Genomic DNA, 14843 nt, shown 5'->3' with positions numbered 1-14843 from the left:
AGCGGTCGACTCGCCCAACCCCAACGGGGGCCGTGGTGGCGATGGACCGCAGACCCGACCCGAAGGGGGCACCTACGACATGAAGCGAGCAAAGGGCTACCTGGCGGTTCTGATCGCCGGTCCGGCCATGGCACTGGCGACAGCGACGGCGTCCGGGGCGACTCCCGGACCGTCGTCGAACGGCGCGTCAGGAACGCCGGCCACCGCGCTGCCCGCCGTCAATATGGAGGCCGTCGTCCTGGCCGCCCAGATCGACCCGCGACGCCCTGATGACACCCTGACCCCAGGGGCGAAGGACTCCGTCATGGCCGTCGAGAAGGCGCTCCAAGCCGAGCACCTGCTGGACGCCAAGTGGGTCGACGGATACTTCGGCACCCAGACCGTCTCGGCGTACGCGGCCTACCAGCGTTCGCTCGGGTACACCGGTCTGGCCGCCAATGGGCTCCCCGGCACGACGTCGCTGACCAAACTCGGGCAGAACCGGTACACGGTCACCCACAGCATCAGCCCGGGTGCGCGGGTCCAGCGCGACGGTTACGTCGTCAACACACGTACCCAGGCGATGCTCACCGAGGCCGAGCGTCTGCTCGGCTCCCGGCTCAAGCTCTTGCAGGGCTCGTACAACCCGGGCGGCGACCCGGCCTCGGCCGGCACCCACGACGGCGGGGGTGTTGTGGACATCTCGGTCGACGGGATGTCCGCAGCCACCCGCACCAACGTCGCCCGCGCTCTGCGCCAGGTCGGTTTCGCCGCCTGGATTCGAAACCCGAGCCAGGCCGACTGGCCGTGGCACATCCACGCCGTGGCGATCAACGACACCGACATGTCCAGTCCGGCGCAGCACCAGGCCGGCGACTACTACCTCGGCCTGAACGGCCTGGCGAACCAAGGCCCGGACGACGGTCCCCAGGTGCCGAAGACCACCTGGGAGGAGTACCAGCGCGCGCACTGACCGCGGCCCGAGGCACAGCCGAACACACTCATCACTTCACATAAGAGGAAACACGATGCACCTGTGCAAGGCTCTCACCGTCGCCGGCGCCGCGCTGGCCATCACCGCTCCCTTCATGGCCGCCACTTCGCCCGCGTACGCGGCGGCCCGCGACGGGCAATGCGACAGCGGTGAGTTCTGCTACTACTACAACAGCGACGAGGCCGGATCGGTCTCCGACTTCACCACCTCCATCGACGACTACGGCACGACACAGCCGTCCTGCTATGACTTCAAGGGCGCCGGCGCCGGCAAGGGCGTGTGCGTGAAGAACAACGCCGCGTCGGTGTGGAACCGCACCAGCAAGACGGTGACGGTCTACTTCAACAGCTACTACGGCGGAGCGCACCAGAGCTTCGCGGCGGGCGCGAAGGGCAACCTCAACGCCACGCTGAAGAACAACAACGCCTCGCACGCCATCGGTAGTGCGCCCAGCGGGCAGACGCCCCGAAACGACTACGACGGCAACCCGCGCGGCTTCGCGCAGAACAACTGCACCGCCTTCGCCGCATGGCGGATCGCGAACCGGCTCGGTGTCCCGAACTTCAGCAACTCCTGGAAGACGACCTGGGGCGACGCCGGCCACTGGGACGACGCCGCCCGCGCGGTCGGCGTGACGGTCAACAAGACGCCGTCGGTCGGCGCGATCGCCGTCAACGACGTCCACAAGGTGGGCCACGTCGCCTACGTCAACAAGGTCTACTCCGACGGCTCGTTCGACGTCGAGGAATACAACTGGAACAACCCGCTCGCGTACGGCACGCGCTCGCATGTGCACGTGAGCAGCGCCCAGGCCGACTTCCAGTGGATGCTCCACTTCTGAGTGGCGACCAGAGATGAGCATTCGCGTAAAGGCGGTCGGCGTTCTGGCCGCGGTCGTGTCGGTCTTCGCGGGAGTCACAGTGCCGGCCGGACCGGCATTCGCGGCCGGCCGCGACGGGAACTGTGACAGTGGCGAGTTCTGCTACTACTACAACAGCAACGAGGCCGGCTCGGTCTCCGACTTCACGGACTCGCTGGACGACTACGGCACGACACAGCCGACCTGCTACGACTTCAAGGGCGCCGGCGCCGGCAAGGGCGTGTGCGTGAAGAACAACGCGGCGTCGGTGTGGAACCGCGCGAACAAGACGGTGCGGGTCTACTTCAACAGCAACTTCGCCGGCGCGAGCCAGGACTTCGCGCCCGGCGCGAAGGGCAACCTCAACGCCACACTGAAGAACAACAACGCCTCGCACGAGCTGCTGACGTCGCAGCCGACGGGATGCAAGACCGACGGCAGCGACACCAAGCTGCCGACGTCCATCCTCGTGTACCGGGTCCAGCTGGGGCGAGTGGACCGGGTCGACTTCAAAACGTACGTCAAGAACGTCCTCCCGAACGAGTGGGTGACCAGTTGGCCGAACGCCTCGCTGGAGGCCGGAGCCGTCGCGGTCAAGAGCTACGGCTGGTACTGGGCGCTGCACTCGACCCGGAAGACCTCGGGCGGGCAGTGTTACGACGTCCGGGACGACACGGCCGACCAGGTGTACAAACCGTCGTCGGCCGTGTCGTCGACCTCCTCCGCCGTCGACAGCACCTGGTCGACCCGGATGACCCGGAGCGACAGGATCCTCCTGGCGCACTTCTGCTCGACGACGACCGCCTGCGGGGCCTGGGTGGACGGGGACTGGATGTCGCAGTACGGCTCGCGTGACCTCGCGAACGCGGGCGACGGCTACCAGACGATCCTGCACCACTACTACAGGGACATCGCTCTGTCCTGACGGTCGATCCGACGGACACGCGGAGACCGGCATCGACGAGGCCCTCGCGCCGCCTGACCGGGCGGCGTGAGGGCCTCCCGCTGGGCCGTTGTTCGACCGACCCCGGCGTGCGCGGTTGTGCTTTGTGGTGGTCCTGGCGTGAAGCTGCGGCAGGGCGATGTGTCCCTGGCCGCCTTTTGTAGGGTCCCCACAACCCCGGGGGTCCGGAATTCGCTATGCGGGGCATTGGTGTACCCGGCGGTAATCGAGCAGGGTATGGATAGGTTCAGGCGACGTTCGAGATCCGGGCGTCGCCTTCTGCGTTCGGGTACTTGGGAGGCTCGGTCGGTGTTCAGTCGTGTCGCGATCGTCAATCGTGGAGAGGCTGCGATGCGGCTCATTCACGCTGCCCGGGATCTTTCGGCGGAAACCGGGACGCGGATCGAGACGGTCGCCCTCTACACCGACGCAGACCGCAACGCGACCTTCGTCCGTGAAGCGGACGTCGCCTACTCGCTGGGCCCCGCCTCGGCCCGCCCGTACCTCGACCACGCCGTCCTGGAGCAGGCGCTGGTGGAGACCGGGGCCGACGCCGCGTGGGTCGGCTGGGGGTTCGTCGCCGAGGACCCGGCGTTCGCCGAGTTGTGCGAGAAGCTCGGTATCACCTTCGTCGGGCCGAGCGCGGACGCGATGCGCAGGCTCGGCGACAAGATCGGCGCGAAGCTGATCGCGGAGGAGGTCGGTGTTCCGGTCGCGCCGTGGAGCCGCGGCGAGGTCGCGACTCTCGAGGACGCGCTGCGCGCCGGCGACGAGATCGGTTACCCGCTGATGCTCAAGGCGACCGCGGGCGGAGGCGGGCGAGGCATCCGCATGGTCGCCTCGAAGGAGGATCTGACCGACGCCTACGAGCGCACCAGCCAGGAGGCGCTGCGCGCGTTCGGCTCCGGCGTGGTCTTCCTGGAACGCTTGGTCACCGGCGCCCGCCACGTCGAGGTCCAGGTCATCGCCGACGGGCAGGGCACCGCGTGGGCGCTGGGCGTCCGGGACTGCTCGGTGCAGCGGCGCAATCAGAAGATCATCGAGGAGTCGGCATCCCCGGTCCTGGAGCCGGAGCAGACCGCCGAGCTGAAGGCTTCGGCCGAGCGGCTCGCCGTGGCCGTCGATTACCGCGGCGCCTGCACCGTTGAGTTCCTCTACCACCCCGGCGAGAAGCTCTTCGCCTTCCTTGAGGTGAACACTCGGCTGCAGGTCGAGCACCCGATCACTGAGATCACCACCGGCACCGACCTGGTCCGGCTGCAGTTGCACGTGGCGAACGGCGGGAAGCTGGAAGGCACCCAGCCGGGCGAGGCCGGCCACGCCATCGAGGCCCGGCTCAACGCCGAGGACCCGGACCGCGACTTCGCGCCCGCCCCGGGCCGCATCGTGCGTCTGGTGCTGCCCGCCGGCCCCGGCATCCGCGTGGACACCGGCGTCAGCGAGGGCGACAGCATCCCGGCCGACTTCGACTCGATGATCGCGAAGATCATCGCCTACGGCCGTGACCGCGAGCAGGCACTGGGCCGGCTGCGCCGCGCGATGGCCGAGACCATAGTGATCATCGAGGGCGGCGCGACCAACAAGAGCTTCGTGCTCGACCTGCTCGACCAGCCCGAGGTGATCGATGCGAGCGCCGACACCGGCTGGATCGACCGCGTTCGCGCCGAGGGCCGCCTGGTCGGCCACCGGCACTCCGCGATCGCCCTGGCCGCCGCCGCGGTCGAGGCATACCAGGACGAGGAGGAGGTCAGCCGGAAGCGGTTGCTGTCCACCGCGCACGGCGGGCGCCCGCAGGTGCAGCACGAGAGCGGCCGTCCGCTGGACCTCAAACTCCGCGGCGTCGGCTACCGGGTGAGCGTGGCCCGGGTCGGGCAGAGGCGGTTCCGCGTCGGCGTCTCCGGCGGCGGTGACGCGCACCTCGTTGACGTCGAGGTCGAGCGGTTCGATGAGTACAGCGGCCATATCGTGGTCAACGGCCGCCGGTTCCGGCTGGTGTCGGCCACACACGGGCCGATCCACCTGATCGAGGTCGACGGCGTCACGCACCGGATCAGCCTCGACGAGGGCGGCGTCGTCCGTTCCCCGGCGCCCGCGCTGGTGGTCGCGACGCCGTCGTCGGTCGGTGACGAGGTCGAGTCCGGCGCGCCGATCCTGGTGCTCGAGAGCATGAAGATGGAGACGGTGCTGCGTGCGCCGTTCCGCGCCCGCGTCCGTGAGTGCCCGGTGTCGGTGGGCACCCAGGTCGAGACCGGCACGCCGCTGATGCGGCTGGAGCCACTGGCCGATGACGGCGTTCAGGACGCGAAGCCGGCCGCCGAGACCGTCGAGATCGAGCTGCCTGCGGAGCCCGCGGTATCCGCGGCCGAGCGCGTCGAACGCGGCCTGCAGGACCTGCGCGGCCTGCTGCTCGGCTTCGACACCGACCCGTACGACCGCGAGCGGGTGCTGTCGGCCTACCTGGCCGCGCGTGCCGAGCCGGGCGGGAGGGCGATCGAGGGGGAGCTGGACCTGCTCACCGTGTTCGCCGACCTGTCCGAGCTGAGCCGCAACAAGCCGGGCGGCGAGCTCGACGTCGAGCCGGGCAGCCCGGTGCACAGTCCGCGCGAGTTCTTCCACAGCTACCTGCAGAGCCTCGACGTCGAGCGCGCCGGTGTCACCGAGGGCTTCCAGGCCAAGCTCACCAAGGTCCTCGCCCACTACGGCGTCGCCGACCTCGACCGTACGCCCGAGCTGGAGGGCGCGGTCTTCCGGATCTTCCTGGCCCAGCAGCGGATGAGCGCCGGCGTCGCGATCGTGTCGGAGCTGCTGCGCCAGTGGCTGGCCGGCGCGCCGCCGCTCGAGCCGCTCGGCGAGCGCGCCGGGCTCACCCTCGAGCACCTGGTCGAGGCCACGCAGGTGCGCTTCCCCATGGTGTCCGACCTGGCCCGCGGTGTGGTGTTCCGCTGGTTCACCCAGCCACTGCTACGCCGCAACCGCGCCAAGGTCTACGCCGCGGTGCGCGACGACCTGCGCTACCTGGACCGCGACCCGGACGCGCCGGACCGCGCCGAGCGGATCCAGGCCATGGTGGCCAGCTCCGAGCCGCTCGTCCGGCTGATCGGCCAGCGGTTCGGCCGGCCCGGACGGGATCACGCGCCGCTCCTGGAGGTGCTGACCCGCCGCTACTACGGCAACCGCGGACTGTCCGAGGTCACCGCGCGGGAGGCCGCGGGCTGCCGGTTCGTCACCGCCGAGCACACCGGCTCAGGTGGCGTGACACGCGTGGTCACCACCGCCGTCGACATCGCCGCCCTGCCCGACGCCGTCAGCGCCGTCGGCATGTTCGCCGCCGACGTCCGTGAGCACGGGCTGGTCGCCGATCTGTACGTCGCGTGGGAGGACCAGCCGGACGCCGACGCGATGGCGGCGCGGCTCGGGCAGCTCATCGCCGAGCACCCGCGGCCCGCGGGCGTCCGCCGGATCACCACCACCGTCGCCGGCACCAGCGGTGCGGTGATGCACCACCACTTCACCTTCCGGCCCGACGGCGCGGGATTCGCCGAGGACCGGCTGATCCGCGGCCTGCACCCGCAGATGGCACGGCGCCTGCAGCTGCAGCGGCTACGCGAGTTCGACCTCACGCGGCTGCCGTCCGCCGACGAGGAGATCTACCTGTTCAAGGCTGTGGCGCGCAGCAACCCGGCCGACGAGCGGCTCATCGCGATGGGCCAGGTCCGCGACCTGACGCCGCTGCGCGAGGCCGACGGCAGGCTGGTCGCGCTGCCCGCGGTGGAGGACGCGATCGCTGCGGGCCTGGACGCGATCCGTAACATCCAAGCGCAGCGACCCCAGAACAAGCGGTTCGACACCAACCGGATCATGATGTACGTCTGGCCGTCGACCGAGCTGTCCACCGACGAGCTGAACGCCCTGGTCCAGCGCGTCCTGCCGACCTCGGCGGGCGCGGGTCTGGAGGAGGTCCAGTTCGTGGCCCGCCAGCGCACCGCCGCCGGCGAACTGGCCGAGGTCGCCGTGCGGATCACCCTTGACCCGGGCCACGGCGCGAGCCTGTACGTCGGCGAGCCGTCGACGGAGCCGGTGCAGCCGCTGGACGACTACCGCCAGAAGGTGCTGCGTGCCGCCCGGCGCGGGAACGTCTACCCGTACGAACTGACCGGCCTGCTCGCCGGACCCAAGGGCGGCTTCGTCGAACACGACCTCGACGACCACGGCGCGCTCGTACCGGTGGACCGGCCGAAGGGAAAGAACTCCGCCGCGATCGTGGCGGGCGTCGTCACGACGCCGACCGAGCGGCACCCCGAAGGCGTCACCCGCGTGGTCCTGCTCGGCGACCCGACGAAGGCGCTGGGCGCGCTGTCGGAACCGGAGTGCTCGCGGGTGATCGCCGCACTCGACCTCGCCGAGCGGATGCGGGTCCCATTGGAGTGGTTCGCGCTGTCGGCAGGCGCGCGGATCTCGATGACCTCGGGCACCGAGAACATGGACTGGGTCGCGGCCGCGCTCAAGCGGATCGTCACGTTCACCCAGGACGGCGGCGAGATCAACATCGTGGTCGCCGGGATCACCGTCGGCGCTCAGCCGTACTGGAACGCCGAAGCGACGATGCTCATGCACACCAAGGGCATCCTGGTGATGACGCCGGACTCGGCGATGGTGCTCACCGGCAAGCAGTCGCTGGACTTCTCCGGCAGCGTGTCGGCCGAGGACAACTTCGGCATCGGCGGCTACGACCGCGTGATGGGGCCGAACGGCCAGGCGCAGTACTGGGCGCCCAACCTGCCGGCCGCCCGCGACGTGCTGATGGCGCACTACGACCACACCTACGTCCTGCCCGGCGAGACGGTGCCGCGGCGAGCCCGCACCACCGACCCGGTCGACCGCGACGTCTCCGCGTTTCCGCACGCGATCGTCGGCAGCGACTTCACCACCGTCGGCCAGATCTTCTCCGCCGAGCACAACCGCGACCGTAAGAAGCCGTTCGACATCCGCACGGTGATGCGCGCCCTGTCCGACCAGGATCATCCGGTGCTGGAGCGCTGGGCAGGCATGGCCGACGCCGACACCTCGGCGGTGCAGGACGTGCACATCGGCGGTTGGCCGGTCTGCCTGATCGGCATCGAGTCGCGGTCGGTGCCGCGGCGCGGCTTCCCACCCGCCGACGGCCCGGACACCTACACCGCGGGCACGCTGTTCCCACGGTCGTCGAAGAAGACCGCGCGGGCGATCAACGCGGCGTCCGGCAACCGGCCGCTCGTCGTGCTGGCGAACCTGTCCGGGTTCGACGGCTCACCGGAGTCGATGCGCAAGCTCCAGCTCGAGTACGGCGCGGAGATCGGCCGGGCGATCGTCAACTTCGATGGGCCGATCGTGTTCTGTGTGATCTCCCGCTACCACGGCGGCGCGTTCGTGGTGTTCTCCAAGGCTCTCAATCCGAACATGACCGTGCTGGCGCTGGAGGGCTCGTTCGCCTCGGTGCTCGGCGGTGCCCCGGCGGCCGCCGTGGTGTTCTCCGGTGAGGTGAACAACCGCACCGCGACCGACCCGCGGGTGACCGAGCTGCAGACGCAGGTCTCGGCGGCCGGCGGCGTCGAGCGGGCGGCACTGAGCGTCCGGCTCGCCGAGGTGCAGTCCGCCGTTCGGGCGGAGAAGCTCGGCGAGGTTGCCGCCGAGTTCGACCGGGTGCACAGCATCCAGCGCGCCGTCGAGGTCGGCTCGGTAGACGCGATCATCAGCAGCGCCGAGCTGAGGCCGCGGATCATCGAGGCCATCGAGCGCGGAATGGCCTGATCGCGTCGCGCCGGTCGCCCCGCGACCATCCCTGCGGGCACGGGGCCGACCTGTTCGTTCGCCGGCGGTCGGCGTGGCTGATGCCAGGGGAGGGCTCGAACGCCGGCCCTAGGAGCGGGCTTCGGCGGCGGCTTTGAGGTCGGCCAGCCAGGCGTCGAGGCCTGGTGCGAGGTAAGTGATGGCGGTGGCCGGGTCGGTCTCGATCTGGTCGCCGGTCCAGCTTTCCTCGGTGCGGACGAGGACACCGCCTTTGACCTTGATGAAGTTCCACACGTGGACGCCCCGGTCGATGCGTAGTCCGTTGCCGATCGCGGGTCCGGTCCAGCGGATGCACTGGTTGTGCTTGATCTGCTGGACGGTGGAGGTGATGACCAGGGTGGTGGCGGGGGTCGTGGGTGTGGCGGGGGCCGGAGTGGTCCACTGGAACTGCGAACCCTTCCGCAGCGCTCCCGGGTCCAGCCGTTTCATGCTGGTGACGGCCGTCTGCCAGGAGGGCCACCCGGTCACGTCGGTGTGCAGCTTCCAGGCGGTGCTCAGGCGCGCCTTGATGAACGTCTCGGTCCGGTGGTGGAGCCGGGCAGTGGGATCGATGCCCTGGCCAAGGCAGGTCAGCGACTCCGGGGGAGTGACGTGGCTGGACGTCGCGCCTTGGCCGACGGTGTCGGCATGAGCCGGTGCGGCGGCGATGGCGCCGAGGAGTCCGGCGGTCAGCGGGATCGCGAGCAGGGTGGAGCTCAAGCCCGCCGCGGCGGGTGCGGTGGGCGCCTATCGCTTCCGGGCCGAAGAGGGCAAGAGGGTGGCGGTGAGCGTGGCGGCCAGCCATTCCTCGTACGTGTCGGTTGCCCAGCCCCGTCCCGCGGTGAGCTGGGTGTACAACTGTGGGCCGGCCAGGGCCCAGAGGGCGTCCGCCAGGTGGGCCGGATCCGCTTCCGGATCCAGCGCACCGGCCTCGTCGAGGTGTGTGACGAACGCGGTGACGGCGGTGAGCCGCTCCCGCTCACCGATCTCCAGGACCTCCCCGACGTCCGGCCCGGCCTGGGTCAGCAGTGTGAACAGCGGGGCGATCCGTTCATGGATTCCGCGCACGTACGCGGCGTAGAGCCGGAGCTTGGCGTCCGGCTCCCTCGTCCGCAGGATCTCTCGCGTCTGGGGGCGATCCGCCATGGGCACCGGTTCGTCGTCTCCGGCCAGCGTGATGTCCCACAGGGCCTTGACCATGCCCGGTTTGCCGCCGAACGTCTTGTACACCGTTTCGGCGGAGACACCGGCCCGCTCGGCCACGGCACGCACGGTCGTGGCGTGGTAGCCGTCCCGGAAGAGCAGCTCGCGGCATGCCGTCAGCACCGCGGCGCGGTTGCGGCGCGCGGCCTCGCGCCGGCGCTCGGAGTTGTACGGCCGGCGTGGCGTCTCATCTGACATCGGCACACCCTCCAAATTTGCTACAGTCGACTGTATCGAATTCTGCTCGGTGGCAGGAGGTTCGTATGTCCCGTCCCGCGCCCACGCAGGTGGCACCCGGCGTCCACCGCCTCGGCGATCACGGCGTCAACTTCTACCTGATCGAGGGCCCCGACGGTCTCATCCTGATCGACGCGGGGGTGCCCGCCCATCTGGAGCAGTTGCGCGGGCTGCTGGCCGGCCTCGGCAGCTCCGTGGCCGACGTCCGTGCCGTGCTCCTGACCCATGGACACCCCGACCACACCGGTCTGGCCCACACGCTCCAGGAGGCCGGCGCCGTCATCTGGATCCACGAGCGGGACGCCGCCATCCTGCACGACGGCCCGCGGAGCGCGACCCGCCACGCCAAGCCCGAGCGTTCGATGCTCCCCTACCTGCTGCGCAGGCCCTCCTCGCTCGCCCTCGTCCTCCAGCTGGCCCGCGCGGGAGCCTTCACCGCTCCCGCCGTCCAGGACGCGCGGGTCTTCGGCGCCGACCAGGTGCTGAAAGATGTCCCCGGCGCCCCGCAGGCCGTCGTGCTGCCCGGCCACACACCCGGCAGCGCCGCGTACTTCTTCGCCGACCGCGGGCTGCTCTTCACCGGCGACGCCCTCGTCACCGAGGACGGACTGTCAGGCCACACCGGACCCACGATCGTGAGCCGCTGCTTCACCCACGACAGCCGGGCCGCGCTCACCGCCCTCGACCGCCTCGACGAACTGACGGCCGACCTGCTGCTGCCCGGCCACGGCGCACCCTTCACCGACGGCATCCGAACCGCCACCCAGCAGGCACGGCACCTCGGCGTGCACTGACCTCCACGCAGAGGCGACGTTGAAGAGCGCGAGCGTGACCGCCGTACACCAGATCTCCAGGCGGCGACCCGCCTGGCGCAAATATCCATCACCTTCTAAGGAAACGACATGAGTTCTACACCGCCGAACAGCGACGTGGAGACGCCGGACTACTACCGTCCGCGCGTCATGCACGTCCCCGCCGAGAAGGGCGTGGTCAAGTGGATGTCCGGCGACGTCTACACGACCATGGCGACGGCCGAGTCCACCAACGGCGCATTGGGCTTCACGGTCTGCTGGGTGCCTCCGGGCCACGGCCCGGTAGCGCATGTGCACAAGAGTGCCGATGAATCCTTCTACGTCATCTCGGGTTCGCTGGAATTCCTGAACGGCGATCAGACCTTCGTGGCGGACGCCGGTGACTTCGTCTTCGTGCCGAGGGGCACGCGGCACCGGTTCCGGAACATCACCGACGAAGAGGCGTACATGGTGTCCTTCTTCACTCCCGGCGGAGGCGAGGGGCTGTGGCTGGAGGCCGGGGACGACCCCGTCCCCGGCGGGAAGCCCGAGTTCTGGCCGCCGGAGCGCGGCCTGGCGCTGGCGCCGCTCCTCGGACGGAAGGACATCGACATGGAGGTGCTGCCAGAGGAAGCGGACTTCAACGCGCCCGCCGACGAGGCCTGAGCGAGGACAGCACCGCAACGGTGCTCGGGCCGAGGGGCCGTCGGCCCGAGCACCTTCTGAGGACGCGGCATTGCGCCGGCGATCAGCGCACTCGTGTTGCGCCTGGCCGCGGAGAACGAGCGGCCCTACTGCTTCGCCGTCGTCGAGCGCCCCACACGCCGCGTGCACGTCCTGGGCGTCACCGCCAACCCGACCGCAGGATGGGGCGCCCCGGGTTCGCGATCGCGTCGCCGGCCGGGCCGGACGGGGCGCCGTGGGACGAGGAGTTCCCAGAAGCGATCGTCTCGAGGAGCCGGGGGACGAGTGCGGCGGCCTGGGCGCGGATCTCGGGAATCGCCGTCGTCTCATACCGTACGCCGCGCAGCATCGGCCCGAGTGCGAAGATGCGGTCATGCGGTCGTCCTGTGGCGTCCAGGACCGCCCCGGCCTCTTCGGCGTCCAGGCCGAGCCGCAGCGGGTCCGGCCGGGCCAGACCCGAGTCGATGAGGCTGCGCAAGAAGGGATCGCCGGTGACTTCGGCAGCCGGACCGGTGCCGTTGACCAGCCAGCCGACACGGAGTTCGCGGCTGACGCCGTCGCTGTCGAAGCGAACCCTCATCTCATCACGGCCCGCCGTCGCGGTGACGAGACGGCCGCGCAGCACCTTGAGACGGCCGGTGGCCTGAAGGCTCGCGATCCGGGCGGCTGTGGCCGGAGGAATCCGATGCCGGTGAACCTCCCAGTACCTGGCCACCGAGGTCAGAAAACGTCGCCGGTCATCGATGCTGAGCCGCGCCCACAGGTCAGGGACGTGAGGACGTAGACCGTCGATGACCCCTTGCCAGTCACCACCGTTGCTCTTGATCGCGGCGCGAACCATCCCCATCAGCTCGGCGAGGCGGACCTCACCGCCGGGCAGGGACATCTCGGCCGCAGGAGAGGGAGGACATCGGTGCCGGCGCGGTAGCAGGCCGTGCCGGGAGATCGCGTACACGACCGTGTCCTTGTCCGCCCGGGTCGCCGTGGTCGCCAGATCCACCATCGTCAAACCGGTGCCGACCACCAGGACGGGGCTGCCGTCACAGATCTTGGTCAGCGCACCAGGACCCCATGGATCCGCGACATAACGAGGACCGGCCTCGATCTGAGACCACGGCGCAGGCGGACGATTGCCGGTGGCCAGCACCACGGCGTCCGCGTCGATCCTGTCCCCGTTCGACAGCCGGAGTCGCAGTGGCCGTCCCGGCGCCGCCGTGGTGAGCGCGGTCACGGTGCCCGTGAGCTGCGAAATACGCCCGCCGTACGGCATCTGGCGCGCGCAGTCGTCGAGGAGTTCGCGCAGATAACGCCCGTACGTGCGGCGCGGAAGGAAGTCGGAACCGGCGAGGTTCAGGCCCTGTCCGTGCGTCCAGCGCAGCAGGTGGTCCGGGTCATCGGCCACGGCGCTCATCTTCGCGGCACAGGCATTGAGAAGGTGATGAGGATCGGTCGTCGCGTACGCCTGCCCCCACCCGTGACGCCCATCCCGATCGACCAGCACGACCTGCAACGATCTCGCACGCGCCTGCGCGCCGCGAGACAGATGCACCGCGGTCAAGGTGCCGCTCGCACCGCCCCCGACGATCACGACCACCGGCGCATCGTCACGGCGAGCCGAAGAGTCACTCACCCTTGCGAGGGTAGTCGATAATCCCGATTGATTTAATCGGCTACTCGCCGGCGCGGAAGTTGCCGGATACGGCCCCGCCGGGTGAGCGGCGCGATAACCGTTTGCGCCGGCGGATCAGCCGACTAAAGTGCGGCTCGTGACTCGGCACCAAGAGGGAGAGCTGGGCGAGGGGGAGACAACCCGCGCGCGGTGAGCCCGCGCGTCCGCTCTTCTTGACGACAGCGCGGCCGGTGTATCACCGGCCGCTTTGTGCTGCCTGGACGCGGTATCTGTCCCGCCTCCCTGCTGGAGTCATCCTTGTCGTTCCATCCTGTCTCGCGTTACCGCCTGTCCACGCGGCGACGCCATTACCTTCTGGCCGCCGGCCTCTTCCTGGTCCTGGGGTTCCATGTCGGGGTCTGGGCCGTTCAGCTGTCCGAGCTGGCGTCCGCGCTGGATCTGAAGCCCGGCACCCTGGGCATGGCGGTGACCGCCGCCGCGACCGCCGGGGTCATCACCCTGTTCGGCGGCGGACGTCTGGCCGACCGGTTCGGGCGCCGCCCGATTATCATCACCGGACTCACCGGAACCGCAGCGGCCTTCGTGCTGCTCGGGTGGGTCGCTTCATCCGACACCCTGGTCGCGGTGTTCGTCGTGTACGGCCTGATGGTGAGCTTCATCGATCTCGGCGCCAACACGGTCGGCGCCGACTACGAGCGGACCTACGACTGCCACGCCATGACCGGGCTGCACGCCGGGTTCAGTCTCGGGGCGCTCCTGGGCGCCGCCCTCAGCGCATCGCTGCTTTCGATCGGCGTTGGGTTTCGCGTCGTCTACCTCGTCCTCGCGGGTGTTCTCGCCGCAGCAGGCCTGACAGTGTGCCAGGCGTCCTTGCCGCCATGGGGGGAAGCCGGGCGCGGCGAGAGTCCTGGTCACCGGACGCAAGGCGTATGGCGTATCCCGGCGGCCAGGCTCGCCATCGCCGTGGTGACGGTGACCTTCTTCGGAGACGGTGCGCTGGACAGCTTCCTGGCGATCTACCTGCGCCAGGCTCCCTCCTCCTCCATTGTGCTCACCGGAATGGGCATCGGCGGCTTTCACCTGGCGTCGCTCCTCGGCCGGCTCATCGCCGCCCGCCTGCTGCGGCGGTGGGGAGAACGCCGGGTGCTGCTCGGTGCCGGACTCCTCGCCTCCGTGGGTATCGCCTGCGCCGTTGGCGCGCCGAGGGCCGCCTCGGCGATCGCAGGCCTGCTGCTCACGGGCCTGGCCGTCGCCCCGATCGTCCCGACCGCGCTGTCGCTCGCCGGACGCAGTGCCCCTGGCCGTTCCGGTCAGGCGGTGGCGACGACCACCGCGGCCGGCTACAGCGCTTTCATCCTCAGCCCCGCCCTCATCGGCGGCATCGCCGACGCCACCACCTTGCGGACCGCCCTGGCGCTGCTGGTCGGCACCTACCTCGCCGTGACCCTCCTCTCGGGACGATGGCCTTCCACCGCCCCGAAGGGGAGCGGTACCGGTCACGGGCGCGGCGGTTGAGCATAGGCGAATAGCGTCAGGTCGCCCGGGACCGCCGGGAGGCGGTGCTAACGACGGCTCCTTCGCCGCGCGTGACCTATCCGGACGTGTGGTCGAAGTGGAGTTTTGTGGTGATGCGGTAGCGGTCGCCGCGGTAGGCGGACTGGGCGTACTCGATGGTGCGTCCGGTGTCGTCCTGGGTGGTGCGTTCGATGTGCATGATC

The 14843-nt window shown here is 70.0% G+C and carries 11 protein-coding genes; 7 read left to right on the top strand and 4 right to left on the bottom strand.

Annotation, left to right across the window (positions count from 1 at the left end; genetic code table 11):
* The first annotated feature begins 79 nt into the window (after positions 1-79).
* The 4 genes from ABEA24_RS52600 to ABEA24_RS52585 all read left to right on the top strand — a co-directional run bounded on the left by ABEA24_RS52600 (position 80) and on the right by ABEA24_RS52585 (position 8562).
* Positions 80-952, top strand: a complete 873-nt coding sequence (locus ABEA24_RS52600; protein ID WP_345444388.1) for a peptidoglycan-binding domain-containing protein — start codon at positions 80-82, stop codon at positions 950-952.
* Positions 953-1007: 55 nt separating this feature from the next.
* Complete coding sequence (locus ABEA24_RS52595; RefSeq protein WP_345444385.1) at positions 1008-1814, top strand: CHAP domain-containing protein; 807 nt, start codon at positions 1008-1010, stop codon at positions 1812-1814.
* A 13-nt stretch (positions 1815-1827) separates the two neighbouring features.
* Positions 1828-2757, top strand: coding sequence for a SpoIID/LytB domain-containing protein (locus ABEA24_RS52590; RefSeq protein ID WP_345444382.1), 930 nt, complete (start codon positions 1828-1830; stop codon positions 2755-2757).
* Between the two features lie 327 nt (positions 2758-3084).
* Complete coding sequence (locus ABEA24_RS52585; RefSeq protein ID WP_345444379.1) at positions 3085-8562, top strand: ATP-binding protein; 5478 nt, start codon at positions 3085-3087, stop codon at positions 8560-8562.
* 108 nt (positions 8563-8670) lie between these two features.
* Here ABEA24_RS52585 and ABEA24_RS52580 read toward each other — a convergent pair whose 3' ends face one another.
* Positions 8671-9300 carry an SRPBCC family protein gene (locus ABEA24_RS52580; RefSeq protein ID WP_345444376.1) on the bottom strand — a complete coding sequence of 210 codons (630 nt, stop codon included), beginning with the start codon at positions 9298-9300 and terminating at the stop codon, positions 8671-8673.
* A 27-nt stretch (positions 9301-9327) separates the two neighbouring features.
* The gene (locus tag ABEA24_RS52575; protein ID WP_345444372.1) at positions 9328-9981 is read right to left on the bottom strand and encodes a TetR/AcrR family transcriptional regulator; all 654 of its coding nucleotides are present in this window, start codon (positions 9979-9981) and stop codon (positions 9328-9330) included.
* Positions 9982-10046: 65 nt separating this feature from the next.
* Between ABEA24_RS52575 and ABEA24_RS52570 the strand changes: the two genes are divergently transcribed.
* On the top strand, positions 10047-10814 hold the full coding sequence (locus ABEA24_RS52570; protein ID WP_345444369.1) for an MBL fold metallo-hydrolase: 768 nt from the start codon (positions 10047-10049) through the stop codon (positions 10812-10814).
* Positions 10815-10922: 108 nt separating this feature from the next.
* The gene (locus tag ABEA24_RS52565; protein WP_345444366.1) at positions 10923-11477 is read left to right on the top strand and encodes a cupin domain-containing protein; all 555 of its coding nucleotides are present in this window, start codon (positions 10923-10925) and stop codon (positions 11475-11477) included.
* A 178-nt stretch (positions 11478-11655) separates the two neighbouring features.
* Here ABEA24_RS52565 and ABEA24_RS52560 read toward each other — a convergent pair whose 3' ends face one another.
* Positions 11656-13083, bottom strand: a complete 1428-nt coding sequence (locus ABEA24_RS52560) for an FAD/NAD(P)-binding protein (RefSeq protein WP_345444517.1) — start codon at positions 13081-13083, stop codon at positions 11656-11658.
* Between the two features lie 339 nt (positions 13084-13422).
* On the opposite strand from ABEA24_RS52560, the gene ABEA24_RS52555 reads away from it, so the two are divergent.
* Positions 13423-14640, top strand: coding sequence for an MFS transporter (locus ABEA24_RS52555; RefSeq protein WP_345444363.1), 1218 nt, complete (start codon positions 13423-13425; stop codon positions 14638-14640).
* A 76-nt stretch (positions 14641-14716) separates the two neighbouring features.
* On the opposite strand, the gene ABEA24_RS53970 is transcribed toward ABEA24_RS52555, so the two are convergent.
* Positions 14717-14839, bottom strand: a complete 123-nt coding sequence (locus ABEA24_RS53970) for a UTRA domain-containing protein (protein WP_425551343.1) — start codon at positions 14837-14839, stop codon at positions 14717-14719.
* Between the last annotated feature and the right edge of the window lie 4 nt (positions 14840-14843).

This window comes from Actinoallomurus vinaceus (assembly GCF_039542055.1).
GTDB classification, from domain to species: domain Bacteria; phylum Actinomycetota; class Actinomycetes; order Streptosporangiales; family Streptosporangiaceae; genus Actinoallomurus; species Actinoallomurus vinaceus.
The sequence above is the reverse complement of the archived record's forward strand: the minus strand, read 5'-3'. Positions and strand labels throughout refer to the sequence as shown.

Coding starts and splice junctions, on each gene's coding strand:
- ABEA24_RS52590 (WP_345444382.1), top strand. CDS start 1,828: ATGAGCATTCGCGTAAAGGCGGTCGGCGTTCTGGCCGCGGTCGTGTCG.
- ABEA24_RS52565 (WP_345444366.1), top strand. CDS start 10,923: ATGAGTTCTACACCGCCGAACAGCGACGTGGAGACGCCGGACTACTAC.
- ABEA24_RS52600 (WP_345444388.1), top strand. CDS start 80: ATGAAGCGAGCAAAGGGCTACCTGGCGGTTCTGATCGCCGGTCCGGCC.
- ABEA24_RS52575 (WP_345444372.1), bottom strand. CDS start 9,981: ATGTCAGATGAGACGCCACGCCGGCCGTACAACTCCGAGCGCCGGCGC.
- ABEA24_RS53970 (WP_425551343.1), bottom strand. CDS start 14,839: ATGCACATCGAACGCACCACCCAGGACGACACCGGACGCACCATCGAG.
- ABEA24_RS52570 (WP_345444369.1), top strand. CDS start 10,047: ATGTCCCGTCCCGCGCCCACGCAGGTGGCACCCGGCGTCCACCGCCTC.
- ABEA24_RS52595 (WP_345444385.1), top strand. CDS start 1,008: ATGCACCTGTGCAAGGCTCTCACCGTCGCCGGCGCCGCGCTGGCCATC.